Origin of the sequence: Actinomadura litoris (assembly GCF_009733595.1) — a bacterium.
In the GTDB taxonomy this organism is placed as follows: Bacteria; Actinomycetota; Actinomycetes; order Streptosporangiales; family Streptosporangiaceae; genus Spirillospora; species Spirillospora litoris.
The window spans coordinates 33447-58771 of record NZ_WOFH01000014.1; the positions used below are offsets into that span (position 1 = coordinate 33447).

Annotated in this window: 25 protein-coding genes; 17 read left to right on the forward strand and 8 right to left on the reverse strand. The window is 74.2% G+C overall.

All coding sequences use genetic code 11. From position 1 onward, the window contains the following. Positions 1-18: 18 nt before the first annotated feature. From GNZ18_RS32490 to dinB, 7 genes are all read left to right on the forward strand, one after another. Positions 19-561 carry a hypothetical protein gene (locus GNZ18_RS32490; protein ID WP_156220473.1) on the forward strand — a complete coding sequence of 181 codons (543 nt, stop codon included), beginning with the start codon at positions 19-21 and terminating at the stop codon, positions 559-561. Beyond that, positions 558-1604: a peptidoglycan-binding protein gene (locus tag GNZ18_RS32495; protein WP_156220474.1), complete on the forward strand. Its 1047-nt coding sequence runs from the start codon at positions 558-560 to the stop codon at positions 1602-1604. The genes GNZ18_RS32490 and GNZ18_RS32495 overlap by 4 nt, the downstream gene beginning before the upstream one ends. Further along, entirely contained in the window at positions 1601-2314 is a 714-nt protein-coding gene (locus GNZ18_RS32500) for an ABC transporter ATP-binding protein (protein ID WP_156220475.1), read from the forward strand. The genes GNZ18_RS32495 and GNZ18_RS32500 overlap by 4 nt, the downstream gene beginning before the upstream one ends. Then, entirely contained in the window at positions 2311-3504 is a 1194-nt protein-coding gene (locus tag GNZ18_RS32505; protein WP_312874878.1) for an ABC transporter permease, read from the forward strand. Before GNZ18_RS32500 ends, GNZ18_RS32505 begins: the two co-directional genes overlap by 4 nt. A 97-nt stretch (positions 3505-3601) precedes the next feature. Then, positions 3602-4357, forward strand: a complete 756-nt coding sequence (locus GNZ18_RS32510; RefSeq protein ID WP_156220476.1) for an SDR family NAD(P)-dependent oxidoreductase — start codon at positions 3602-3604, stop codon at positions 4355-4357. After that, positions 4358-4756, forward strand: coding sequence for a MerR family transcriptional regulator (locus tag GNZ18_RS32515; RefSeq protein ID WP_312874879.1), 399 nt, complete (start codon positions 4358-4360; stop codon positions 4754-4756). Between the two features lie 19 nt (positions 4757-4775). Then, entirely contained in the window at positions 4776-5954 is a 1179-nt protein-coding gene (gene dinB / locus GNZ18_RS32520) for a DNA polymerase IV (protein WP_156220477.1), read from the forward strand. Between the two features lie 4 nt (positions 5955-5958). Here dinB and GNZ18_RS32525 read toward each other — a convergent pair whose 3' ends face one another. Next, entirely contained in the window at positions 5959-6789 is an 831-nt protein-coding gene (locus GNZ18_RS32525) for an NAD(P)H-binding protein (RefSeq protein WP_156220478.1), read from the reverse strand. A 230-nt stretch (positions 6790-7019) separates the two neighbouring features. On the opposite strand from GNZ18_RS32525, the gene GNZ18_RS32530 reads away from it, so the two are divergent. Beyond that, a complete protein-coding gene (locus GNZ18_RS32530; RefSeq protein ID WP_246250898.1) occupies positions 7020-7364 on the forward strand; it encodes an MmyB family transcriptional regulator in 345 nt (114 codons plus the stop codon). 79 nt (positions 7365-7443) lie between these two features. On the opposite strand, the gene hpaD is transcribed toward GNZ18_RS32530, so the two are convergent. From hpaD to GNZ18_RS32550, 4 genes are all read right to left on the reverse strand, one after another. Next, entirely contained in the window at positions 7444-8457 is a 1014-nt protein-coding gene (gene hpaD / locus GNZ18_RS32535; protein WP_156220479.1) for a 3,4-dihydroxyphenylacetate 2,3-dioxygenase, read from the reverse strand. An 8-nt stretch (positions 8458-8465) separates the two neighbouring features. Then, positions 8466-9962, reverse strand: coding sequence for a 5-carboxymethyl-2-hydroxymuconate semialdehyde dehydrogenase (gene hpaE, locus GNZ18_RS32540; RefSeq protein ID WP_156220480.1), 1497 nt, complete (start codon positions 9960-9962; stop codon positions 8466-8468). Positions 9963-10006: 44 nt separating this feature from the next. Continuing rightward, a complete protein-coding gene (gene dapA, locus GNZ18_RS32545; protein WP_312874880.1) occupies positions 10007-10927 on the reverse strand; it encodes a 4-hydroxy-tetrahydrodipicolinate synthase in 921 nt (306 codons plus the stop codon). 67 nt (positions 10928-10994) lie between these two features. Continuing rightward, positions 10995-12425 (reverse strand): fumarylacetoacetate hydrolase family protein, encoded by a 1431-nt coding sequence (locus GNZ18_RS32550; protein WP_312874881.1) that lies wholly within the window; start codon positions 12423-12425, stop codon positions 10995-10997. 203 nt (positions 12426-12628) lie between these two features. On the opposite strand from GNZ18_RS32550, the gene GNZ18_RS32555 reads away from it, so the two are divergent. Further along, on the forward strand, positions 12629-13366 hold the full coding sequence (locus GNZ18_RS32555; RefSeq protein ID WP_156220482.1) for an alpha/beta fold hydrolase: 738 nt from the start codon (positions 12629-12631) through the stop codon (positions 13364-13366). A 49-nt stretch (positions 13367-13415) separates the two neighbouring features. After that, a complete protein-coding gene (locus tag GNZ18_RS43845; RefSeq protein WP_214620433.1) occupies positions 13416-14108 on the forward strand; it encodes a GntR family transcriptional regulator in 693 nt (230 codons plus the stop codon). Positions 14109-14201: 93 nt separating this feature from the next. Here the strand turns inward: GNZ18_RS43845 and GNZ18_RS32565 are convergent, their stop codons facing one another. Together GNZ18_RS32565 and GNZ18_RS32570 are read right to left on the reverse strand one after the other, a co-directional pair. Next, on the reverse strand, positions 14202-14936 hold the full coding sequence (locus tag GNZ18_RS32565) for an SDR family NAD(P)-dependent oxidoreductase (RefSeq protein WP_156220483.1): 735 nt from the start codon (positions 14934-14936) through the stop codon (positions 14202-14204). Next, positions 14933-15925: a methyltransferase gene (locus tag GNZ18_RS32570; RefSeq protein ID WP_156220484.1), complete on the reverse strand. Its 993-nt coding sequence runs from the start codon at positions 15923-15925 to the stop codon at positions 14933-14935. Before GNZ18_RS32570 ends, GNZ18_RS32565 begins: the two co-directional genes overlap by 4 nt. A gap of 105 nt (positions 15926-16030) precedes the next feature. Between GNZ18_RS32570 and GNZ18_RS32575 the strand changes: the two genes are divergently transcribed. Beyond that, positions 16031-17023, forward strand: a complete 993-nt coding sequence (locus tag GNZ18_RS32575; protein WP_156220485.1) for an aldo/keto reductase — start codon at positions 16031-16033, stop codon at positions 17021-17023. Positions 17024-17060: 37 nt separating this feature from the next. Here the strand turns inward: GNZ18_RS32575 and GNZ18_RS32580 are convergent, their stop codons facing one another. After that, positions 17061-18437 (reverse strand): amidohydrolase, encoded by a 1377-nt coding sequence (locus GNZ18_RS32580; RefSeq protein WP_156220486.1) that lies wholly within the window; start codon positions 18435-18437, stop codon positions 17061-17063. 117 nt (positions 18438-18554) lie between these two features. Here GNZ18_RS32580 and lipP1 point away from each other — a divergent pair, with 117 nt between their 5' ends. From lipP1 to GNZ18_RS32610, 6 genes are all read left to right on the forward strand, one after another. Beyond that, on the forward strand, positions 18555-19502 hold the full coding sequence (gene lipP1, locus GNZ18_RS32585) for a LipP1 family hormone-sensitive lipase (RefSeq protein WP_156220487.1): 948 nt from the start codon (positions 18555-18557) through the stop codon (positions 19500-19502). Further along, positions 19499-20296: an ABC transporter ATP-binding protein gene (locus tag GNZ18_RS32590; protein ID WP_156220488.1), complete on the forward strand. Its 798-nt coding sequence runs from the start codon at positions 19499-19501 to the stop codon at positions 20294-20296. Before lipP1 ends, GNZ18_RS32590 begins: the two co-directional genes overlap by 4 nt. Further along, positions 20293-22053 (forward strand): branched-chain amino acid ABC transporter ATP-binding protein/permease, encoded by a 1761-nt coding sequence (locus GNZ18_RS32595; protein ID WP_156220489.1) that lies wholly within the window; start codon positions 20293-20295, stop codon positions 22051-22053. Before GNZ18_RS32590 ends, GNZ18_RS32595 begins: the two co-directional genes overlap by 4 nt. Positions 22054-22110: 57 nt before the next feature. After that, positions 22111-23265 carry an ABC transporter substrate-binding protein gene (locus GNZ18_RS32600; protein WP_156220490.1) on the forward strand — a complete coding sequence of 385 codons (1155 nt, stop codon included), beginning with the start codon at positions 22111-22113 and terminating at the stop codon, positions 23263-23265. Positions 23266-23326: 61 nt separating this feature from the next. Next, positions 23327-24199: a branched-chain amino acid ABC transporter permease gene (locus GNZ18_RS32605; RefSeq protein ID WP_156220491.1), complete on the forward strand. Its 873-nt coding sequence runs from the start codon at positions 23327-23329 to the stop codon at positions 24197-24199. Positions 24200-24218: 19 nt separating this feature from the next. After that, on the forward strand, positions 24219-25325 hold the full coding sequence (locus tag GNZ18_RS32610; protein ID WP_156220492.1) for a zinc-binding dehydrogenase: 1107 nt from the start codon (positions 24219-24221) through the stop codon (positions 25323-25325).

Here is a 25325-nt window from a genome sequence, read left to right on the forward strand (position 1 = left end):
GAACGGGAGGCCCGACCGATGCGACGACGACGGATGTTCGCGGCGCTGGCCCTGGCGCCGGTGCTCGCCCTCGGGGCGCAGGCGTGCGGGGGAGGGGACGGCGGCGCGAGCGGGAAGGGCACCGCCAAGGCCGCCGGCGACCAGGAGAAGATGCGCAAGTACGCGCAGTGCATGCGCGACAACGGCGTCGACATGGACGACCCGTCCGGGGACGGCAAGATCACCATGAAGATGTCGGCGCGGCCCGGGGAGGGCAAGAAGGGCTCGGGGCCGATGGACGAGGCCCAGCGCAGGTGCCGGAGCCTGATGCCGAACGGCGGGAGACCGCCCAAGCCGAAGCCGGAGGAGATCGCGAAGCAGCGGGCGTTCTCCAAGTGCATGCGCGAGCACGGCGTCCCGCGGTTCCCCGACCCGGACCCGGACGGCGGGATCCTCCTGAACGCCGGGAAGGGCACGGGGCTCGACCCGCAGAGCCCGGCGTTCAAGGACGCCGAGAAGGCGTGCCGGAAGTACGCCCCGGGCGAGGGGCCGGCATCCACGTCCCAGGGGGACGGGAATTGAGCAGGGCACGCGTCGTCGCGCTGAGCGCGGCGGGGGTGGTCGCGGCGGGCGGCGCGGGCCTGGCCGCCGCCGGGCTCGGCGGCGGGGAGGGGCCCGCCGCCGAGCACAGCGCGCTGCCGCCCGCCACCGCGCCCGTCGAGCGGACCACGCTGGTCGAGACCCAGCGGGTGGACGGAACGCTCGGCTACGGCACCGCGCGCACCGTCACCGCCGCCGGGCGCGGCACGCTGACCTGGATCGCCGGGCCGGGCACGGTGATCGCGCGCGGGCGCCCGGCCTACCGGGTCGACAACGAGCCCGTGCCGCTCCTGTACGGCCGCCTGCCGCTGTACCGGACCCTCGCCGAGGGCGTCCGGGGCCCGGACGTCCTCCAGCTTGAACGGAACCTGCGCGCCCTCGGCTACACCGGGTTCACCGTCGACACGGGCTTCGGCTCGGGCACCGCCGCCGCGGTGAGGCGCTGGCAGGACGACCTCGACGTCGCCGAGACCGGGAGGGTCGCGCCCGGCGCGGTGCTGGTCGCGCCCGGCGAGATCAGGGTGGCCGAGCGCAGGGCGGCCGCGGGCGACCGCGCCGGCGGCGCCGTGCTGACCTACACCGGGACGACCCGCGTCGTCGGCATCGACCTGGACGTGCGGTACCAGCGGCTCGCGAAGGAGGGCACGGAGGTGGAGATCCGGCTGCCGGACGGCGGCACCACCAGGGGCCGCGTCACCGGCGTGGGGAAGGTCGCCAAGCAGGGGCGGGGCGACGACGACCCGACGACGGTCGCGGTCACCGTGGCCGTCCGGGGGCAGCGCTCGCTCGGCTCCTACGACAAGGCGCCGGTCGAGGTGGACCTCACCGCGGACCGGCATGACGGCGTCCTCGCCGTGCCCGTCGCCGCGCTGCTCGCGCGCGGCGACGGCGGCTACGCGGTGCAGGTCGTCCGGGACGGGGCGGTCCGCACCGTCCCGGTGGAGACGGGCGTGTTCACCGGCGGGAAGGTCGAGGTCTCCGGCGCCGGGCTGGCGGAGGGCATGAAGGTGGGGGTGCCCGCATGAGCGCGGTCGTGGAGCTGCGCGGGGTCACCAAGACCTACGCGGGCGGGGTCACGGCCCTGGACGCGGTGTCGCTCGGCGTCGGCGCGGGCGAACTCCTCGCGATCGCCGGGCCGTCCGGCTCCGGCAAGTCGACGATGCTGCACCTGCTCGGCACCCTGGACCGGCCGAGCGCGGGGACCGTCCTCGTCGAGGGGCGGGACGTGTCGCGGCTGAGCGACCGGCGGCTGTCGGCGCTGCGCGCCCGCGCGATCGGGTTCGTCTTCCAGCGGTTCCACCTCGCCGGGGGCGTCAGCGCGCTCGACAACGTCGCCGACGGCCTGCTGTACGGGGGAGTCCCGCTCGCGCGGCGGCGCGCCCGCGCCTCCCAGGCGCTGGAGCGGGTGGGGCTCGGGCACCGGCTCCGGCACCGCCCGCACGAGCTGTCGGGCGGCGAGCGGCAGCGGGTCGCGATCGCCCGCGCGGTGGTCGGCGGGCCCGCGCTGCTGCTGGCCGACGAGCCCACCGGCGCGCTGGACTCCGCCTCGGGGGCCGGAGTCCTGGCGCTGCTGCGGGAGCTGGCCGACGCCGGGACGACGGTCGTGCTGATCACCCACGACCGGGACATCGCCGCGATGGCGCCCCGCCGGGTGGGGATGCGCGACGGACGGATCGTCCGCGACACCGCGCACGGGGACACGCGGCCGGAGGCACGGGCGGAGGCGGGACGGTGAGGCGGATCGCACCCGCGCGGCTGGGCTTCCGGGACGTGCTGCGGGTCGGCGCCGCCGGGCTGCGGGCCCGCCCGGCGCGGGTCTTCCTCTCGGCGCTCGGGATCGCGATCGGGATCGCCGCGATGGTCGCCGTCGTCGGGATCTCCACCTCCAGCCGCGCGCAGCTCCAGGCCACCCTCGACCGGCTCGGCACCAACCTGCTGACCGCGGGCCCCGGGCGCGACCTGTTCGGCGACGACGCGCGGCTGCCCGCGGAGGCGGTCGGCATGGTCGGCCGGATCCCGGGCGTCGAGTCGGTGTCCGCCACGGGCAAAGTCGAGGGCGTCCACGTCTACCGCAACGACCGCATCCCCGAGGCGGAGAGCGGCGGGATCACCGTGCTCGCGGCGCGGCTCGACCTGCCGAAGGCGATCGGGCTGCGCGTCGCGGCGGGCGCCTGGCTCAACGGCGCGACGGCCCGGTACCCCGCCGTCGTCCTCGGCGCGGAGTCGGCCGCGCGGCTCGGCGTGGCCGCCCCGAACACGCAGGTGTGGCTCGGCTCCCGCTGGTTCACCGTGGTCGGCGTGCTCGACCCCGGCGAGCTGGCCCCGGAGCTGGACTCGGCCGCGCTCGTCGGCTGGGACGCGGCGCGCGCGCACCTCGGCTTCGACGGGCATCCCACCACCCTCTACACCCGCGCCCGCAAGGACTCCGTCGGCGCGGTGCGGGAGCTGCTGGCCGCCACCGCCAGCCCGCAGGCACCGAACGAGGTCGAGGTCAGCCGCCCCTCGGACGCCCTCGCGGCCGAGAACGCCGCGGACCGGGCCTTCACCGGGCTGCTGCTCGGCCTCGGCGCGGTCGCGCTGCTGGTCGGCGGCGTCGGCGTCGCCAACACGATGGTGATCTCCGTGCTGGAGCGCCGCGCGGAGATCGGGCTCCGCCGCTCCCTCGGCGCGACCCGGGGGCAGATCAGGCTCCAGTTCCTCACCGAGTCGCAGCTGCTCGCCGCGCTCGGCGGCGCGGGCGGGGTCGTGCTCGGCGCCGCGGTCACGGCGGTGTTCGCGGTGTCGCGCGGCTGGCCGACCGTGGTGCCGCCGTGGGCGATGGCGGGCGGTGTCCTCGCGACGCTGGTCATCGGCGGTGTCGCGGGCCTGTACCCGGCGATCCGCGCCGCGCGCCTGGCGCCGACCGAGGCCCTCGCCGTCCCGTGATCCGCCGGTGGGCGGCGCCGCCGGGCTTGACCTTGACGCCGGGGTCAGGCCCTAGCGTCGGCGGCGTTCCGCGAATGATCGGGAGGAGACGCGAGTCATGGGTTCGGGAGCGCTGGAGGGCAGGGCCGTCATCGTGACGGGCGGGGGGACCGGTATCGGGCGGGCGACCGCGCTGGGATTCGCCGCCGAGGGCGCCCGCGTCCTCGTCGTCGGCCGGACGGAGGCACGGCTCAAGGAGGTCGCCGCGGAGGGGCCGGGGATCGAGGTCCACGTCGCCGACGTGGCCGAGGACGGCGCCGCCGCAGGCGTCATGAAGGCCGCGGTGGAGGCGTTCGGGCGCGTCGACGTGCTGGTGAACAACGCGGCGATCATCCGTCCGGCCCAGCTGGGCGCGATCGACCGGGACGCGGCCGAGCGGCAGTTCGACACCAACCTGCTCGGCCCGCTGTTCCTCGCCCAGGAGGCGCTGCCGCACCTGGAGCGGACCGGCGGCGCCATCGTCAACATCACCTCGATGCCCGCGGGGCGGGGCTGGCCGAACAACACCGTCTACGGGGCCGGCAAGGTGGCGCTGGACTTCATGACCCACACCTGGGCGGTCGAGCTGGCGCCGCGCGGCATCCGGGTCGTGTCGGTGGCGCCCGGCGCGACCCGCACGCCGGTCCTCGAACACGCGGGCCTGTCGCCCGAGCAGGTCCAGGCGGTGGGCGAGGAGCTGGTGCAGCACATCCCGCTGGCGCGGATCGCCGAGCCCGAGGAGGTCGCGTGGTGGATCGTCGCCGCCGCCCGCCCCGAGGCCGGCTACGTGACCGGCTCGGTGATCCGGGTGGACGGCGGGATCGGCATCGCCTGAATGGGATCCTGGCGGGACGGAGGTGAGGCGATGCTCATCGGCGAGCTGGCGGTGGCGGCCGGGACGACCACCCGCGCGCTGCGGTACTACGAGCAGCACGGCCTGCTGCACTCCCGGCGGACCGGCAACGGCTACCGCCACTACGACGCGCGGGCGCTGACGCGCGTCCGCAACATCCGGCGCCTGCTGGCGCTCGGCTTCACCAGCGACGACGTCCGCCGGTTCCTGCCCTGCCTCGACGACCACGACCTGACCGAGCAGCGCTGCGCGGCGAGCGTCGAGTTCGTCACGCTGAAGCTGGCGGCCCTGGACGAGCGGATCGCCGAGCTGAACGCCATCCGGGGCCAGCTCCAGGGGTTCCTGGACAGCGCCGGGGAGAACCCCGCGATGACCGGCTGACCCGCGCCTATGCGAACATATGTTCGTGTCCGCCCCCACGATCCTGCACGCCGACCTGGACGCCTTCTACGCCTCGGTCGAGCAGCGCGACGACCCCGCCCTGCGGGGCCGGCCGGTGATCGTGGGCGGCGGCGTGGTGCTGGCGGCCAGCTACGAGGCCAAGGCGTTCGGGGTCCGCACCGCGATGAGCGGCGGCCAGGCCCGGCGGCTGTGCCCGCGCGCGGTCGTGGTGCGCCCCCGGATGGCGGCCTACAGCGCGGCGAGCAGGGCGGTGTTCGCGCTGTTCCGGGCGACGACGCCGCTGGTGGAGGGCCTGTCGATCGACGAGGCGTTCCTCGACGTCGGCGGGCTGCGGGCCGCTCCCGACGCGGTCGCGGCCCGGCTGCGCCGGGAGGTGGCCGGGGAGGTCGGGCTGCCGATCACGGTCGGGGTCGCGCGGACCAAGTTCCTCGCCAAGGTGGCCAGCGGCGTCGCCAAGCCCGACGGGCTGCTCGTCGTCCCGCCGGGCGGCGAGCTTGAGTTCCTGCGCCCGCTGCCGGTGCGGCGGCTGTGGGGGGTCGGGCCCGCCACCGCCGCCAAGCTGGCCCGCTACGGGATCACCACGGTCGGCGGCGTGGCGGACATGCCCGAGGCCGCCCTCGTCGCGCTGCTCGGCCCCGGCGCGGGCCGCCACCTGCACGCGCTGGCGCGCGACCACGACCCGCGCCCGGTGCGCACCGGGGCGCGGCGCCGCTCCGTCGGCGCGCAGCGGGCGCTCGGGAACCGCCCCCGGACGCCCGAGGAGCTGGACGCCATCCTCGTGGGCCTCGCCGACCGGCTCGGCGGCCGGCTGCGGAAGGGGCGGCGCGTCTGCCGCACGGTCACGCTCCGGCTGCGGTACGGCGACTTCGCGCGGGCGAGCCGCTCGCGGACGCTCCCGCAGGCCACCGCCGAGACCCCGGTGATCCTCGACGTGCTGCGCGGCCTGCTCGCGGCGGCGCTGCCGGTGATCGAGAGCCGGGGGCTGACGCTGGTCGGCGCGTCGCTCGCGAACCTGCACGACGACCGGGCCGTCCAACTCGCGCTGCCGTTCGAGCGGGGCCGCGCGGTGGACGCGGCGGTCGACGGCGTCCGGGACCGGTTCGGCTCGGCCGCGATCACCCGGGCCGTGCTGCTCGGCCGCGACCCGGGCCCGGAGATGCCGATGCTCCCCGACTGAGGCGTCAGGCGAAGTCGTCGCGGTGGTCGCGCGCCCACGCGGCGAACGTCCGGGCCGGGCGGCCGGTGATCTCCTCGACGGCCCCGGTCGGCGGGAGCGGCGCGCGCACGGCCTCGGCCGCGTGGCGGACGAGCGCCTCGACGACCTCGGGCGGCCCCCACCGCGCCAGATCCCGGCGGTGCTCCGCCAGGTCCTGGACCTCGAAGGCGAGGCGGCGGCCGAGCGCCTCGCCGATCAGCTCGGCCTGGCGGCGGCGCGTCAGCGTCTCGGGGCCGGTCAGGACGGGCGCCCCGCCCCGGTGCCCGGTGCCGGTGAGGACGGCCGGCGCCACGGCCGCGACGTCCGCCTCGTGGACGGGCGCCGACCGCGACTCGGGGAACGGGTCGCGGACCGCGCCCAGCGCTCGGATCGTCCCGGCCCACTGGAGCGTGTTGGACGCGAACCCGCCCGCGCGCAGGAACGTCCACGGGACCCCCGAGGCGGCGACCGCCCGCTCGGCCGCGCCGTGCGTCCGGGCGATCGGGTCGCCGGAGGTCGCGGACGCGCCCGCGGCGGACAGCAGCACGATGTGCTCGACCCCCGCGCCGGCGGCGCGGCGGGCGAAGCCGTCCAGGCCGCCCCGGTCGGCATAGGCGAACACCGTGCGGGCGCCCTTGAGCGCCGGGCCGAGCGTCCCGGGGTCGGCGAGGTCGGCCGCGACCACCTCCACCCCGGGCGGAAGGCACGCGGCCGACGGGTCGCGGCCCGCCGCGCGGACGTCGTGTCCGCCGTCCAGCAGCAGGCGGACGAGCTTCCGCGCGATCTTCCCGCGCGCTCCGGTGACCAGGATCGTCATGGCCGCAAGACTGCCGCCGCGCGGCGCGGGCGGGGTAGGCACGGCCGGGCCTGGGACCCGCGATACCACCCCAGGGCGGGCAGAATGGGGCGGATGGACAGGAGCGAGCTCGCGGGCTTCCTGCGGAGCCGGTGGGAGCGCGTCGGGCCCCGCGAGGCGGACCTCGCGCCCGGCGGGCGGCCGCCCTGATCGGCGACCTCGCCGAGGCGGCCCCGGAGCGGCGCAACACGCTGCGGTGGTTGTTCTCCGGCCCGCTGGAGGGGGACAAGCGCGCCCTGGCCCGCAGGTGCGTGGCGGACCTGCGCGCGAGCGGCCGCTACCCGGAAGACCCGGCCGTCCGGGAGATCGTGGCCGAGCTGTCGGCCGCCAGCCCGGAGTTCGCCGCGCTGTGGGCGGCCCGCGAGGTCGAGGTGCAGCGGACGCTGACCAAGCGCGCCGTCCACCCGGTCGCGGGGGAGCTGGAGCTGGACTGCGAGATCCTGCCGGTGCCGGGGACCGACCAGCGGGTCGTCCTGTACACGGCCGCGCCGGGATCGCCGTCGCGGCGGGGGCTCGAACTGCTCCGCGACGGCTGAGCGGCGGGCACGCGGGAGAAGTGGAGACCCGGCCCCGCACGTCCTGCGGGACCGGGTGGTCAGGTGGGGAGCGGGCGGGTCAGGAGTGCTCGACGATGCCGAGCCCGTCGGCGCCGACCGTGACGGCGGACTCGTCCAGCGCGGCCTCGGAGATCGGCTGGATCCGGCCGTCCAGGTCCAGGACGGGGGAGGCCTCCTTGTACCAGGACTCGATCACCGCGTTGCCCCAGAAGTCGCGGCGGCGGTCGTCGTGCACGTTCCACCGGTACGTCTCGTGGTCGGGGTCGCCGGTGTAGTAGTCGGAGGTGTAGATCTCCACCCGGTGGCCGTCGGGGTCGCGCAGGTAGACGTAGAAGGCGTTGGACACCCCGTGCCGCCCCGGGCCCCGCTCGATGTGGTGCTCCTTGCCGAGCGACCCGAAGATGTCGGCGGTGCGCAGCACCTGGTGCGACTCGTGCGTGGCCATCCCGATGTGGTGCAGGCGGGGGCCCGCGCCGCCGGTGAACGCCACGTCGTGCACGGTCTGCTTGCGGAACATCCACGCCGCGTACAGCTCGTGCTCGTCGCCCTCGATCGTCTCCGAGCAGCCGAAGCCGAGCGACCGGTAGTGGTCGTAGGCGGCGGGGATGTCGGGCGTGCAGATGTTGAAGTGGTCGAGCCGGGCGATCTGGGCGCCCTTGTGCAGGTCGTAGCGCTGGATGAGGCGCTCCCCGCGGGCGATCTCGTGGAAGAACTCCACGGTGAAGCCGAGCGGGTCGACGACCCGGACCGCGTCGCCGACGCCGTGCGTGCCGGTCCCCGCCGGGAGGCGCCGGACGGGCCGCCCGAGATCGGTGAAGAACCGCTCGGCCCGGTCGACGTCCTCGGGGGCGCGGACCCGGTAGGCGAGGTGGTCGAGCGCGGCCACCGGCCCGGCCCGCAGCACCAGGGAGTGGTGGGTCAGCTCGTCCGTGCCGCGCAGGTAGAGGGTGGTGGCGTCCTCGTGCTGGATGTGCAGGCCCAGCATGTCGACCCAGAACCAGCGGGACTTCGCCAGATCCGTCACCGCGAGCTGCGTGTAGGCGGAGCGGATCACGTCGGGAGGTGTGCTCATGGGTGCTCCTAGGCGCCGAAGCGGGGCGTGTGCACCTCGCCCAGCATGACGTGCACGATCTTGGACTCGGAGAAGAAGTCGATGCTGTGCGCCCCGCCCTCGCGTCCGAGCCCCGAGTCCTTCACACCGCCGAAGGGAGTGCGCAGGTCACGGACGTTGTGCGAGTTGACCCAGACCATACCCGACTGGACGGCGTGGGCGATGCGGTGACCGCGCCGCAGGTCGCCGGTCCACACGTAGGCGGCCAGGCCGTAGCGGGTGGCGTTGGCCAGCTCGACCGCCTCGTCCTCGGTGTCGAACGCGGCCACGGCCACAACCGGCCCGAAGATCTCCTCCTGGAAGATCCGGGCGTCCCGGGGGACGTCGCTGAACACCGTGGGCTGGAGGTAGTTGCCCTCCGGCAGGTGCGCGGGCCGGTCGCCGCCCGCGACCAGCTTGGCCTCGCGCTGCCCGATCTCCACGTACTCCAGCACCCGGGCGTAGTGCTCGGGGTGGACGAGCGCGCCGACCTCGGTCGCCGGGTCCGAGGGCGGCCCGACCCTGACCTTCTCGGCCCGCTCGGCGAGCCGGCGGGTGAACTCCTCGTAGACGGGGCGCTCCACCAGGACGCGCGAGCCCGCCGTGCAGCGCTCGCCGTTCAGCGAGAACACACCGAAGATCACCGAGTCGAGCGCGGCGTCCAGGTCGGCGTCGGCGAACACCACGACGGGCGACTTGCCGCCGAGCTCCATCGACAGCGCCTTCAGGCCGTCGGCGGAGCAGCGCATGATGTGCCGGCCGGTGTCGGTCGAGCCGGTGAAGGACAGCAGCGGCACGTCCGGGTGGTCGACGAGGGCCTGCCCCGCCTCCTCGCCGATGCCGTGCACGATGTTGACCACGCCCGCCGGGACGCCCGCCTCGGTGAAGATCTCCGGCCACAGGCCCGCCGACAGCGGCGTCCACTCGGCGGGCTTCAGCACCAGGGTGCAGCCCGACGCGATCGCCGGGGCGAGCTTCCAGCTCTCCAGCATGAACGGGGTGTTCCATGGCGTGATCAGCCCGGCCACGCCCGCCGGGGTCCGCACCACGTAGTTGAGCTGCTGGTCGCCGACCCGGAACGCCTCCTCGCCGAGCGCGACGATCACGTCGGCGAAGTAGCGGAAGTTCTCGGCGGCGCGGCGGGCCTGGCCGCGCGCCTGGGTGATCGGCAGCCCGGAGTCGAACGACTCGAACTCGGCGAGCCGGTCCTCGCGCGCCTCGACGGCGTCGGCGATGCGGGTCAGGATGTTCGCCCGCTCCCGGTTGCCGAGGGCCGCCCAGGCGGGGAAGGCGGCGCGGGCGGCGGCGACGGCCTTGTCCACGTCGGCGGGACCGCCCGCCGAGGCGGTGGCGTAGCGGGTGTTGGAGACGGGGTCAATGACGTCGAAGACCGCTCCGCCGGCGCTGTCGGCGAACTCGCCGCCGATCCAGTGCCGGATGTGATCCGGCAGGCCGTCGGGGCGGGCGGGTGCAGAGGGGACGGGCATCGATGCTCTCTTCCGGTTCGGTGGCGGGACGGCGCGGCCGGGGGTCAGATCCCCGCGGCGAGGTCGCCGCCCTGGTCGAGCAGTGCGCGGATGCGCACGAGGGCTTGCTCGGAGGGTGCGGCCAGCGGCGGCCGGACGTGCCCGGAGGGGATCCGGCCGCGCTGCTCCAGCACCCACTTGGCGGGCGCCGGGTTGGTCTCGACGAACAGCAGGTCCACGAGCGGGTGCAGCCGGTAGTGCAGGTCGCGGGCGCCCTCCTGGTCCCCGGAGGTCCACAGCTCGTACATCCGGGCGACGGCGGCGGGCGCGAGGTTGGCGACGGCGCTGACGAACCCGGCGCCGCCGAGGGCGAGCAGCGGCAGGCACAGCAGCTCGATCCCCGACCACACGAGCAGCTCGGGCCCGCACGCGTGCAGCACGCGGGAGAAGTGCTCGAAGTCCTTGGTGGTCTCCTTGATCCCGACGATGTTGTCGAAGTCGGTGAACAGCCGGCGGACCGTCTCCGGCGCGATGTCCACCGACGTCCGGGACGGGACGTTGTAGACGACCAGCGGCAGGTCGGGGAACTCGCGCGCGACCGTCGCGTACCACTGGTAGAGGGCCTCCTGGGTGGGCCGCGCGTAGTACGGCGTGATCACCAGGGCGGCGTCGGCGCCGGCGTCGCGGGCGGCGGCGGTGACCTCCAGGGTCTCCTCCAGCTTCGCCGAGCCGGTGCCGGGCAGGAACGGGACGCGGTCGCCGACCTCGTCGGCCGCCGTGCGGATGGCCGCGATCCGCTCGGCGACGGTCTGGCTGCTGGGCTCGCCGGTGGACCCGCCGAGCGAGATCCCGTGCGAGCCGGACTCCAACTGCCAGCGGATCAGCCCGCGCAGCGCGTCGTGGTCGACGGCGCCGTCCGCGGCGAAGGGGGTCACCACGGGGGCGATGGACCCGCGGATCGTGGACGGGTCGGTGCGGAACTTCACGTCTGCTCCTCGGTCGTGGAAGGTCGGTGGGAGTGGCGGGCGGCCTGCGGCGGGGTCGGCGGCGGGGTCAGCGGCCCTCGCGGCGCCACGCCTCGTAGGCTTCGCGCCAGCGGGGCCCGAGCGGGTAGAGGCCCTCGACGGGCTCCCCGGCGGCGACGCGCTCGGTGATGAAACGTTCCTGCGCCTCCTGCTCGGCCGAGTCCGCCACCAGGTCCGCGACCAGGTCCGGGGGGACGACGACCACGCCGTCGGCGTCGCCGACGAGGATGTCGCCGGGCTGCACCAGGGCGCCGCCGCAGGCGATCGGGACGCCGGTGTCCCACGGGACGTGGCGGCGGCCGAGCACCGCGGGGTGGGCTCCGGCGTGGAAGACCGGCAGGCCGAGGCCCGCGACCGTCGCGCTGTCGCGCAGGCCGCCGTCGGTGACCACCCCGGCCGCGCCGCGCACCTTGGCGCGCAGCGCGAGGATGTCGCCGATCGTGCCGGAGGAGGAGTCGCGGCGCGCGTCCATGACCAGCACCTGGCCCGGCCGCAGCTCCTCGATGGCGCGCTTCTGGGCGTTCATGCCGCCGCCGCGCGCCTTGAACTGGTCCTCGCGCAGCGGCAGGTACCGCAGCGTGTGCGCGGTGCCGACCATCTTCGCCGCGCCGTCGGCGGGGTGGACGCCGTCGATGCTCATGTGCTGGAAGCCGCGCTTGCGGAGCTGGGAGCTGAGCGTGGCGGTCGACAGGGCGCGCAGCGCGTCGGCGGTCGTGGCGTCCAGCGCGGGCTCGGGCGTGAAGGAGGGGCCCCAGGCGTCGGAGCGGACGCTGTCGTCCACGCGGGGCATCGCGCCCCACGCGGCCAGCGGCTCCTCGGCGACCGTGATCGTGTTGGTGAGCCGCCCGGTGGTGGCCTCGCCGGCGATGACCTCGACCTCGACGGTGTCGCCGGGGGCGGCCACGGACGCGCCGCCGGGGGTGCCGGTGAGGATGACGTCGCCGGGCTCCAGCGTCACCAGCCGCGACAGGTCGGCGACCAGCGTCGCGAAGGGGAAGAGCAGCGTGTCGGTGGTGTCGTCCTGGACCGGCTCGCCGTTCACCCACGTCCGCACCCGCAGCGCGGCCGGGTCCAGGCGCCGCGCGTCCAGCAGCCGGGGGCCGATCGGGGTGAACCCGTCCGAGCCCTTGGAGCGCAGGTTGGAGCCCCGGTCGGCGTAGCGGAGGTCGTGCACGCCCGCGTCGTTGGCCGCCGTCACCCAGGCGACGTGCTCCCAGGCGTCCTCGGGGGAGACCCGCCGCGCCTCGCGGCCGATGACCAGGGCGATCTCGCCCTCGAAGGTCATCAGCTCGCAGCCCGCCGGCCGGACCAGCGGGTCGCCGGTGCCGGCGAGCGAGGACGGCGGCTTGAGGAAGTACGAGGGCTCGGCCGGAATCCTGCCGCGCTCCCTCGCCCGCGAGGGGAAGTTGAGGTGCACGGCGATGATCTTCGAGGGCCGGTTGCCCAGCGGGTGCGGCACGGAAGCTCTCCTGTGACGGGACGGAAGCGAACCTCGCGGAACGAGATCAGAGTAAATCGTATATGAAGTCATGCACGATGACGAGGGTGCAATGCGAGTGACTTCGATCGTTCCAAGCGGGCGGGGGCGCGCGAGGGGACGGATCGGCTCCGTACAGTATGATCGCAAATCGTATGCGAAATCCTCTAGGAGGTGCTTGAAGGATGCCTGACACCGCAGGTCTCGCCGTGCGCACGCTGACCCCGGACGCTCCCGCCGAGGCGCCGCCGGTGCTGCTCGTCCACGGCTTCGGCTCCGACGGCGCCGGCGACTGGATCGACACCGGCGTCGCCGCCGCGCTGACCGCCGCGGGCCGCACCGTCATCATCCCCGACCTGCGCGGGCACGGCGCGAGCCCGGCCCCGGAGAGCGCCGCGGAGGCGACCGCGCCGGCCCTGGCCGCCGACCTGCTCGCCGCCGCGGACGCGGCCGGCGCCGCGACGTTCGACATCGCCGGCTACTCGCTCGGCGCCCGCGTCGCGTGGGCAGTCGCGGCCGCCGCGCCGGACCGGGTGGAGCGCAGCGTGCTCGGCGGGCTGAGCCCCGTGGAGCCCTTCACCGCCGTCGACATCGAGGCGCTGCACCGCGCCGTCCGGGAGGGCGCGCAGTGCCCCGACCCGTTCACCGCGGCGATCGCCGGGATGGTCTCCGCGCACGGTGACCGCGCCCCCGGCCTCGCGCTGTGTGTCGAAGGACTCCGCGACACCCCCTTTGCGGGCGGCGCCTGGGATGCGAAGGTTCTTCCCGTCTTCGTCGTCGGCGAGAATGATGAGCTGACACGAGGAATCGACGGCCTCGCCGGGTCGCTCGGCGCCCGCCTGGTCACGGTGCCGGGGGCGCACCACGAGGTGCTCGGGGGCCCGCACTTCCGCGACACCGTCCTGGACGTGCTGGCGAGGTGAGGGGACCGTTGGGAGTCGGGGGTTCGGGGCACAGGATGAGGAGAACCGGGTGAGCACGAAGAAGCAGGACCAGACCAAGACCAAGGAGTCGAAGGCCGAGTTCTGCTACGAACTGTTGCGGTCGCGGATCCTCGCGGGCACCTACGTGCCGGGCTACCGGCTGGTCATCAACCAGCTCGCCCAGGAGACCGGCGTCAGCACGATCCCGCTGCGCGAGGCGCTGCGCCGCCTCCAGTCCGACGGCCTCGTCGAGGTCGTCCGCAACGTCGGGGCGCGGGTCGCGGTCTTCGAGGCCGAGCAGGTCGAGCACACCCTGCAGATCCTCGCGCGCCTGGAGGGCTACGCGACGGCGATCTCCGCCCCGCACATGGCGGCGGCGCAGATCACCCGCTCCCGCGAGATCAACAAGCGGATGGTCGAGGCGCTGGACGAGTTCGACCCGACGGCGTTCACCGCGCTGAACCGGGAGTTCCACTTCTCGATCTACGAGCACTGCCCCGACGGGCACCTGCGCTCCCTCCTGGAGGCGGAGTGGACGCGCCTGGACCACATGCGCCGCTCCACGTTCACCTACGTGCCGGGGCGCGCCCGGCGGTCGGTCGTCGAGCACGGCCACATCCTCGACCTCATCGCCAAGGGCGCCGAGCCGTCGGAGATCGAGCGCATCGCCTGCGCGCACAAGAACGCCACCGCCGACGCCCTCCACAGCGCCCACCCCGGAGCTCCCCACCCCCAGACCTGAGGGCCCCTCTCCCCGCAGGGAGAGGAGCATGAAAACAAACACGCCGTTCCCGCCGGGCGAGGGTGGGGAACGGCGCGTTCGTTTTCGGGGCGGTCAGGTGAGCAGCTGGCCGCCGTCCACCTGGATGACGGCGCCGGTGATGTGGTCGGCCTGCGCCGAGGCGAGGAAGACCACGAGCGGGGCGATGTCGTCGGTGGTGGCGATCTTGCCGAGCGGGATCCGGGACTCCCACGCGGCGCGGGCCTCGGGGTTCTCCATGAGGCCGGCGGTCATCGGGGTGTGGACCGGCCCCGGCGCGACCCCGTTGACCCGGATGCCGTAGCCCGCGAGCTCCAGCGCGCTGGTGCGGGTCAGGGCGTCCACGGCCGCCTTGGTGGCCTCGTAGTGGCCGAGCCCGGCGGTCGGCTGCCGGGAGCCGATCGAGCTGATGTTGACGATCCGGCCCCGGGTGCCGCGCTCGATCATCTGGCCCGCGACGGCCTGGGTGACGGTGAAGGTGCCGCGCAGGTTCACCGCGACGACCGTGTCGAAGACCTCCATGGGCAGCGAGACCAGCGGCCCGCCGCCCGCGACGAGGCCGGCGTTGTTGATCAGGACCTCGACCGGCCCGGCGGTCTCGGCGACCTGGGCCACCCCGGCCGCGACCGAGGCGGGGTCGGTGATGTCCACGGTCACGGCGAGCGCGTCGAGCTCCTTGGCCGCGCGGGCCGCCGCCTCGGCGTCCCGGTCGGCGATCACCACGCGGTCGCCCGCGGCGGCGAACGCGGCGGCGACGCCGCGGCCGATGCCGCTCGCGCCGCCCGTGACGAGGACGACGCGGCCGCTCATCGTGCCTCCGCGATGATGATGCGCGGGCTGCCGGGCAGCTCGCGCGTCTCGACCGGCTCCCAGCCGGCGGCGCTCAGCCAGCCGCGCACCTCGTCCTCGGGGTAGACGACGGTGCCGTCGATGACCAGGTACTCGCCCGCGTGCACGGCGTCCAGGACGCGCTGCTCGGGGTTCGAGTCGAGGAAGAAGTCGAGCAGGACGAGCGTGGCGCCGGGCGCGGCGGCGCGGCGGGCGCGCTCCACGATGGCCTTGTTCTGCTCGGCGTCGAAGCGGTGGACGACGTGCTCCAGCAGGACGAGGTCGAAGCCCTCGGGGACCTCGCCGGTCAGCGGGTCGGTCTGGACGACGTCGATGCGGTCGCCCACGCCGGCGTCCTCCAGGACCTTGCGGGCGAACTCGACCAGCTCGCCGCCCGACAGGAAGGTGCCGTGCGCGTTCTCGGCCGAGCGCAGCGCCTCGGCAAGGAACGAGCCGGACAGGCCGCCGAAGTCCAGGATCCGCGAGAAGCGGGTGAAGTCGAAGTTGTCGGCCAGCATCTTGGCGTGCAGGGCGTTGTAGGTCATGACGCCGCCGAGGAACGTCTGCATCCGGTCGCCGGCGAGGTCGAGCTTCTGCGGCTCGGCCGTGCGGGTCGTGTCGCCGAACCCGAGCCAGTGCCCGTAGCTGATCGCGTCGAGGAAGGCCAGGAACGGCCGCAGGTCGGTCTCCTGCGTGCCGCCCGCGAGGTAGGCGGAGGTCGCGGGGGAGTTGGCGTACCGGCCGTCCTCGCGGGTGAGCAGGCCGAGGCCCGCCATCGTGTCGGCGAGGATCCGGGCGGTGCGCTCGGGGATTCCGGCCCGCTCCGCCAGCTCGGACGCGGTCGCCGGGCCGCCGGCGAGGGCGGCGAACAGGCCCGCCTCGCTCGCCGCGAACAGCTGCTTGGCGGCCATGTAACCGGTGGCGACGCCGAGGATGGCGGACGGGTCGGTTCCCGGGGCGGGATGCGACATGAAGATGTCTCCTTCGCGGTAAAGAATATGCCAGATGCTATACGATCAGTGGTGTCAACGGCCAGGGCGCCGCCCGCGCCCGATCACCCTCATCGGAGGTCAGCGATGGAGTTCGCAGAACGGGCGCCGAGGCGGCGGCTCGGCGTGGACGGCCCCGAGGTCCCGCTCCTGGCGCTCGGGTCCTGGAACACCTGGGACCGGATGGACCGCGAGGACGCGGCGCGCCTCGTCCGGCTCGCGGTGGACCGGGGCGTCGACCTGTTCGACGTCGCGCACTACAACTTCGGCCCGCACGCGGAGAACGCCGTCACCGACGTGCTGTTCGGGCAGGCGGTCGACGACGCCGGGCTGGCGCGCGAGGACTACCTGATCTGCGGCAAGCTCTGGCTCTGGGACTACCCCAATTCCTCCTTCGCCGAACAGATGAAGGTCTCGCTCGGCCGGATCGGCACCGACCACGCCGACATGGTCGTGCTCGGCGACTTCATGGAGCGCCCCGACCTGCACACGGTGGTCACCGACGTCGCCGAGCTGGTGCGGGCCGGGCGCTTCACCCACTGGGGCGTCAACAACTGGTCGGCCGGGGACGTGCTGTTCGCCTGCCGGTTCGCCGCCGCCGAGGGCCTCGTGGCGCCCTCGTTCGCGCAGCTGAAGTACAGCATCGCGCGCCGCTCGGTCCCCGAGGGCGAGCCGTGGTCGAACCTGTTCGAGCACGAGGGCCTCGGCCTCCAGGCCTCGGACGTGCTGGAGGGCGGCATCCTCGCCGGCCGGCTCGAACCCGAGCGCAAGATCGGCGCCGACCCCGGCGGCATCCGGGACAAGATCCGCGCCGCCTACCCCGAGCTGCGCCGCGCCGCCGACCGCTTCGGTGCCACGCCCGCGCAGGTCGCGATCGCCTTCACCCTCGTCCACCCGGCCGTCGCGAACGTGCTGGTCGGGGTGAGCCGGGCGGCGCAGTTCGAGGACAACATGGCCGCCATCGGCCTGGCCGCCCGCCACGGCGCCGAGCTGCGGGACGCCGTGGCGGGGCTGTGGCTGGACCGGGACGTGGTCGACCCGGCGGCCTCCTGGGGCACCGACGCGCCGGTGCCCCGCTGAGCCGCCCCCGTCGTGGGGGGCGGACCTCGCGGGGGCGTCAGACCTCGTGGACGACCCGGCCGTCCAGGACGGTCATCGCCACCGGCAGGGACGGGAGGGCCTGCGGCTCCACGGCCAGCAGGTCCCCGTCCAGCACGCACAGGTCGGCGACCTTGCCGGCCTCGATGGAGCCCTTCCAGTCCTCGGCGCCGTCCTGCCACGCCGGGGTGATCGTGTAGGCGCGCAGCGCCTCCGCGACCGCGAGCCGCTGGGCCTGCCCGCGGACCGCGCCGTCGAGCCCGCGGCGCGTGACCGCGGCGGCCAGTCCGGCCCGCCAGTCGGGGGTGAGCACCGGCGCGTCGGAGCTGAGGCACAGCCGGACGCCCGCGTCGAGGGCGTCCCGGGTGGGCCAGGCGTCGCGCAGCGCGGCCTCGCCGAGCGCGCCGACGAGCATCGGCTCGGTCGCGACCGGGATGCCCGCCTGGGTGTTCACCCCGATCCCGGAGGAGGCGAGGACGGTGAGCGTCGCGGGCGCGAGGAGGTCGCCGTGGATGACGTAGTGCCGCGCGTCGCGGCCGTCGCGGGCCAGCGCGGCGGCGAAGGCGTCCGCCACGACCCGTGTCGCGCGGTCGCCGGTGGCGTGCACGCCGATCTGGTGCCCGGCGTCGTGCGCCGCGTCGATCATCGCGCGCAGCGCCGCCTCGCGCTCCCCGTCCGACTCGCCGTCGATCAGCAGCGATCCGTGCGACCCGTCGGTGTAGGGGCGGTCGGTCCAGGCGGTGCGCATCGGCGGGATGCCGTCGGCGAAGATCTTCACGCCCGCGACCCGGAACCGCCCGGGGACCTCCGCCGGCGGCTTGAAGTCGCGCAGGCCCTCCTCGAACTCCGCGGCCGAGCTGCGCCCGTCCAGCTCCCCGAACAGCATCAGCGCGGTGACGCGGGCCTTCAGCAGCCCCTCGGCGGCCAGGTCGGCGTAGTCGCGCAGCGCGGCCGAGCCGAAGCAGCCGCTCGGCCCCTCGTCCTCGCCGGGGCCGAGGCCCGGCTCGGTGTAGCTCGTGACGCCGAAGGAGGCGAGCAGGTCCGCGGTCCTCAGGATCGCCCGGCGCCGCTGCTCCGCACCCTCCAGCCGCGTCGGCGCGTCGTGGGTGTGCCCGCCCGTCCCGGCGAGCTGGTCCATGAGCAGACCCGGCCACATCAGGCCGAGCCAGACACCGTGCAGGTGCGAATCGTTGATCCCCGGCAGCACGGTTCGCCCCTTCAGGGGGATGAGCCGCGTACCCTTTCCGACCAGGGGCGCCACCTCGCTCGCGGTGCCGACACGCGCGATCCGCCCATCGCGGACCGCCACCGCCTCGGCCACGCGGTCGTGGGCGTCGACGGTGTGGACCCTTCCGCCGGTGAGGACGAGATCGGCCGTCGTGGATTCCTCGCTCATATCGCGCTCCAAGTCTGGACACCGTCGATGGGATGCAATTAACGTACACGGAATCAGATACGATTTTGGAGTGCCCGACCCGCTTGGGCGGGTACACCGGGCCTTCGGAGGTAAACGATGCCCCTGGATCCCGAGGCGCAGCGGATCATCGACCGCACCCCTGCCGAGGACCCGAACGCCGGTGCCCCGCTCGACGTGGCCGCCATGCGCGAGCAGTTCCGGCTGATGTGGACGCTGCCCGAGGACGAGCGGCCGCCCGTGGGCTCGGCCGTCGACACCGCGATCCCCGGCCCGGCCGGGGACATCCCCGTCCGCGTCTACACGCCCGAGGGTGAGGGCCCGTTCCCGACGTTCGTCTGGTTCCACGGCGGCGGCTGGACGATCGGCAGCCTGGAGGAGAACGAGTTCTCCTGCCGGAAGGTCTGCGCCCTGGCCGGCGCCATCGTCGTCTCCGTCGACTACCGGCTCGCCCCGGAGGACCCCTTCCCGGCCGCCGTCGACGACGCCTACGCCGTCGTCACCTGGATCGCCGGGCACGGCGCCGAGATCGGCGCCGACCCCGCGAGGATCGCCGTGGGCGGCGAGAGCGCGGGCGGCAACCTCGCCGCCGTGACCGCGCTCAAGGCCCGCGACCTCGGCGGCCCCGCGATCGCGCTGCAGGTGCTCATCTCACCCGTCCTCGGGCACCCCGACGACGGCCGCGCCTCCTACAGCGAGTTCTCCGATGGTTTCTTCCTCTCCAAGTCGAGCATGGACTGGTTCTTCACGACCTATCCGTCCGACGCGCGCGACCTGGACGATCCCTACCTGCTGCCGCTGCGCGCCGACGACCTCTCCGGGGTCGCGCGGGCGCTCATCCTCGAAGCCGAGTGCGACGTGCTCCGCGACGAGGGCGAGGAGTACGCCAGACGGCTGGAGGAGGCGGGGGTGCAGACCGAACTGGTCCGCTACGACGGCATGATCCACGCGTTCTTCGGGCCGCTCGCCACCGAGCTGTCGGTCGCGAAGGAAGCCCACGCGCGCACCGCCGCGGCGCTGCGCTCGGCGTTCGGCGGCGAGGCATGACCGTTCCGGCACTCGCCCTGGAGGGCGTCGGCGTCGACCGGGCCGAGGTCCCGGTGATCCACGACGTCACCCTCGACGCCGCACCGGGCGCGGTGACCGTCATCCTCGGCGCGAACGGCGCCGGCAAGACCACGCTCATGGACGGCATCGCCGGCCTGGCCAAGGTCAGGTCCGGCACCATCAGGCTGGACGGCACCCCGATCGAGAAGCTCGCCACCTTCCGGCGGGCCAGGGCCGGGCTCGGCTACGTCGAGCAGGCCCGCACCACGTTCCGGACGCTGACGGTCGAGCAGAACCTGCTCGTCTCCCAGTCCGGCGACGGCGATCTCGGCACCGTCTACAAGCTGTTCCCCGAGCTGGACAAGCGCCGCAACCTCCAGGCGGGCTACCTGTCGGGCGGCGAGCAGCAGATGGTCGTGCTCGGCCGCGCGCTGGTGACGGCGCCCAAGGTCGTCCTGATCGACGAGATGTCGCTCGGGCTCGCGCCGCTGGTCGTCCGCCGCCTCATGACCACGGTCGGCGAGCTGGCCTCGATGGGCATCGCGGTGGTGCTCATCGAGCAGTTCGCGAACCTGGCGCTGGCCGCCGGCGACCACGCGCACGTGCTGCGCAAGGGCGGCGTCGTGTTCTCCGGCCCCTGCTCCGAGCTGCGCGGCGACGACGAGCGGCTGCACCGGCTGTACTTCGGCGGGCCGCCCCTGACCACCCCGGGCCCGAGCACCGGCCCTGTCCCCGGTGGGGGGGCGACCCCCGACGCCCCCCGGAACGGCCCTCAAGAGAGCGAGCGCCCATGAACCTCGTAGACAAGCGCGGGCTCGCCATAGGGCTAGGCCTCTCCGTGCTGGCCTGCGTCGCCCTTCCGGCGGTGCTGTCCCCGTACTGGATCTACCTCGCGATCAGCGCCGTGGTCAGTGCCGTGATCATGCAGAGCTACGGCGTGATCGTCGGACGCGTCGGCGTCATGTCGCTGTGCCAGATGTCGTTCGCCGCGATCGGCGCGTGGGTCGTGCTGCGGCTCAACGTCGCGGACGCGCCGGGCGGGTTCTTCGTCTGGCTGGTCCTCGGCGGCCTGGCGGCGGTGCCCGTCGGCGTCGCCATCGGCCTCCCGGCGCTGCGCATCCGCGGCGTCAACCTCGCCGTCGTCACGTTCGGGTTCGCCGTCTCGGCCGACATCGTGTGGAACGCCAACCCGTTCCCCGGTGCCAAAGAGCTGAAGATGCTGGACCGGCCGGAGCCCTTCGTCACCGACGAGTCCTACTTCGTGTTCACGGTGATCGTGTTCACGGTGCTGGCCGTGGCGCTCGGCATGATCGGCAAGTCCCGGCTCGGTCTGTCGTGGTACGAGCTGCGCCACTCCGAGCGGTCCGCCGCCTCGCACGGCGTGTCGGTCGCCCGCAGCAAGCTCGCCGCGTTCGCGATCAGCGCGTTCGTCGCGGGCATCGGCGGCGGCCTGCTGGCCGGGCAGCTCAGCCTGGTGGTGCCGAGCAACTTCGCCATGGGCCAGTCCCTCGCGCTGTTCGCCGTCGCCATCATGATCGGCCCGCACCACCCCGAGGGCGCGGTGATGGGCGGCATCTTCGGCGCGATCATGCCGACGATCATGGAGAAGGTCTCGCTGCCGCAGGACTTCGGCGGCGTGCTGTTCGGCGTCGGCGCCCTGCTGGCGCTGCGCAGCGGGCTGAGCCAGACCGACCTCACCCGGATGCGCAAGCGCGAGCGCGGCGCCCGCAAGCTGCTGAAGGCCGGCGAGGACGCGAAGGAGGCCAAGGAGGCCGAGGGCGGCGCGACCGCCGCCCCCCTCGCCCCCGCCCCCGTCCGGCGCCCCGCCGCCGACCGCAGGCCGTGCCTGGCGGTGCAGGGGCTGACCGTCCGCTTCGGGGAGGTCGTCGCGCTCGACGCCGTCGACCTGACCGTGCCCGAGGGCGCCGTCGTCGGGCTCATCGGGCCCAACGGCGCAGGTAAATCCACCTTCATCTCCGCCGTCACCGGTTTCGTGGCGGGCTACGGGGGGACGGTCGAACTCGCGGGCAAGCGGCTGGACAAGCTCGGGCCGAGCGTGCGGGCCAAGCGCGGCCTGCGCCGCACCTTCCAGACCACCGCGATCGCTCCGGAGCTCACCCAGTACGAGTACCTGGCGATCGGCGCCGGACGCCGGCTGGCGCGCGGCGAGGCCGACGAACTGCTGGAGTTCTTCGGCTGCCCGCCCGGCGAGGTCCCGGTGTCCATCGTCGACGCCGGAACCCGCAGGCTGCTGGACGTGGCCGCCGCGATCGCGGCCCGGCCCAAGGTGGCGCTGCTGGACGAGCCGGCCGCCGGCCAGTCGGCCGCCGAGTCGCTCCGGCTCGGCGACCGCCTCACCCGGGCGCCCGAGGCGTTCGGCGTCTCCATCCTGCTCGTCGAGCACGACATGGAACTCGTGCAGGCGACCTGCGAGGAGGTCACGGTCCTCGACTTCGGCCACGTGATCGCCTCCGGTCCCACCGCCGACGTCCTCGCGGACGCCGCCGTACGGGCCGCCTACCTCGGCGCCGCGGACGTTCCGGCGACCTGACCACCCGCGACCAGACACAACACCCATCCCACCCCGCGAAAACAAGGGCCCATTGCGATGAAACGCACATATGTCTCCGCCGCGGCGGTCGCCGCGCTCACCCTCTCGCTGACCACCGCCTGTAACGACTCCGGCGGCGGCGACGGGCCGATCAAGGTCGGCGCGATCAACGGCATCACCGGGCTGTTCCAGACCCCGGAGGTCCCGAAGGCCGTCAAGGCGGTCTTCGAGGAGGTCAACGCCGCCGGCGGCATCGGCGGCCGCAAGCTGGAGCTGATCAGCAAGGACGACGCGATGGACCCCTCGCGGTCCGGGCAGGCGGCCCGCGAGCTGATCCAGTCCAACAAGGTCGTCGCGCTCGCCGGCTCGTCCAGCGCCGTGGACTGCGGTCTGAACCGCGCGACCTACACCAAGAACAAGGTCGTCTCGATCCCGGCGGTCGGCGTCGACCCGGCCTGCTTCACCAGCCCGAACATCGCGCCGGTCAACCCCGGGCCGTACGCGCTGACCACGGCGATGCTGTACTACGCGTCCGAGACGCTGAAGCGCGACAAGGTGTGCATCGACTACACCGTCCTGCCGGGCAGCGGCGGCGGCATCGAGGGCGCCATCAAGAAGTGGACCGAGATCACCGGCAAGACCCTCGCCCACAAGAACCTCGCGGTGGGCCAGGGCGACCCGACCCGCTACCTGGTCGCCGACAAGAACGCGGGCTGCCAGGCCGTCCTGTACAACGCGACGGTCGGCCCCTGGTTCGCGCAGGCCCGCACGCAGGGCATGCAGAAGACCGACTTCATCCTCGCGGCCAACAGCTACACCGACGCCAACGCCAAGACGATCCCGCCGGACATGACGGCCTACGCGGGCACCGAGTGGCAGCCCTACACCGACCCGACCCTGCCGGGCAACGACCGCTGGGCCAAGCTGGTCGAGAAGAACGGCATCCAGAAGACGGCGTTCAGCCAGGGCGCGGTCATGTCGGCGGACATCTTCGTCCAGGTCCTCAAGACCATCAAGGGCGACATCACCCGCGAGTCGGTGACCAAGGCGTTCAAGGAGATGAAGCCGATCAACTACCCGATGGTCGGCACTCCGTACGTGTTCGGTCCGGGTGACGCGCACAACCCCATCCAGGGCAGCCGCTTCGTCAAGGCCGACAAGGGTGGCTGGAAGGTCCTGCCCGGCGGCTTCACCGTCCCGGGCAAGAGCTGAGCCCCGTTCGCCAGGGCGCGCGCGCGGGGCGCGCGCGCCCGGCCCCACCCGGAGGAACCCGATGGTGAACTCTGTGATCGCCGGGCTGACGAGCGGCGGCGGCTACGCCCTGCTCGGCCTGTGCGTGGTCCTGACCTACCGGCTGGTCGCCGTCGTCAACTTCGCGATGACGGCGGTCGGCGCGATGGGCGCCTTCATAATGGTGTCGCTCACCGACAAGGGCTGGAACGTCTGGGCCGCCCTGGTGGTCGGCGCCCTGTCGGCGGCGCTGCTGTCCGGGCTGCTCGGCGCGGCGCTCGTCCGCTGGTTCGCCGGGCACCGGGAGCGGACGAAGGCGGCCGTCACCGTCGCCCTGTTCGTCGCGCTCAGCGCGATCGGCCTGCGGCTGTTCGGCGGCAACAGCACCGGCGCGCACCGCTTCCCGAACCCGTTCGGCGACCCCGTCTTCACGGTCGGCAGCGTCGTCGTCCCGCAGTCGGTGCTGGTCTCGCTGGCGTTCGCGCTGCTGATCACCCTCGCCGTCGGCCTGCTGCTCACCCGGACGCGGATCGGGCTGAAGCTGCAGGCGCTGTCGGAGCGGCCGAGCACCGCCGAGGTCGTCGGCATCCCCGCGCCGCGGCTCGCCGTCGGCGTCTGGGCCGGCGTCGGCGCCATCACGATGCTGGTGATCGTGCTGGTCGCGCCGCGGCTGGGCGGCGACTTCGGCGCCCTGTCCGGGCTGATCAGCACCGCGCTCGCGGTCGCGATGGTCGGCGCGTTCCGCAGCCTGCCGCTGACCCTCGCCGGGGGCCTGATCCTCGGCTGCCTGGAGGGCATGTCGTCCTCCGTGGACTCCATCCAGAAGTACCAGGGCGTCGTGCCCTTCCTGGTGATCCTCGTGCTCCTGTGGTGGCGCAGCCGCCGCGAGGTCTGGGACACCGCCCACAGCAGGTAACGAGACGAGGAGACGTCCCATGCCGGATCTGACGTCGACCAGGGCGGCGGTGCTGCGCGAGCACGGCGCCGTCCTGAGCATCGAGGAACTGCCGCTGCCCGCCGAGTGCGAGCCCGGCGCGGCCGTCGTCCGCGTCGACTGCGCGACGCTCTGCGCGACCGACGTGCACCTGTGGTCGGGGGCGATGTCCTTCCCGGACATGCTGCCGATCGTGCTCGGCCACGAGATGATGGGCACCGTGTGCGCCGTCGGGCCGGGGACGCGCGACGCGCTCGGCCGCACCGTCAAGGTGGGCGACCGCATCGGCTGGTCGGAGTCGGTGTGCGGGCACTGCTACGGCTGCACCGTGCTGCGCAACCCCGTCGCGTGCGCCGAGCGCGGCTACGGGTTCCTGCAGCGCGCCGACCGCCCGCCCTACGCCACCGGCGGCCTCGCCGGGCACAACTACGTGACGCCGGGCGCGCTGAAGGTCGTCCTGTCCGACGACGTCAAGGACACCTGGGCCGCCGCCGCGGGCTGCGCGGTCAAGACCGTCCTGCACGCCTTCGACCGGGCCGGGGGAGTGCGGCCCGGGTCGGCCGTGGTGGTGCAGGGCGCGGGCGCGCTCGGAATCGTCGCCACCGCCGTCGCCAGCGTCGCCGGCGCCGGCAAGGTCATCACGATCGGCGCGCCCGACCAGCGCCTGGAGCTGGCCCGGGCCTTCGGCGCCGACCTGACCATCGGGCTGGACGGCGACCCCGACGCCCGGCACGCCGCGGTCATGGAGGCGACCGGCGGGCGCGGCGCCGAGCTGGTCCTGGACCTCGCCGGCGCCCCCGGCGTCGGCGCCGAGGCGGTCAACATGGCCGCGTTCGGCGGCCGCTTCGTCATCGTCGGCAGCACCGGGCCGCAGCCCGAGCAGCTCGCCCTCGGCGCGATCATGGGCAAGGAGCTGAACGTCCTCGGCTCGCTCAACGGCGACGTCGGCGACTACTACCGCTCGGTCGAGTTCCTGCGGACGTTCCAGGACCGCTTCGCCTGGGACGACCTGTTCAGCGCCCCGGACGGGCTCGACGGGGCCTCGGCCGCGCTCGCCGCCATGCAGCGGCAGGAGCAGGTCAAGGCCGTCATCCACCCACACCGATGA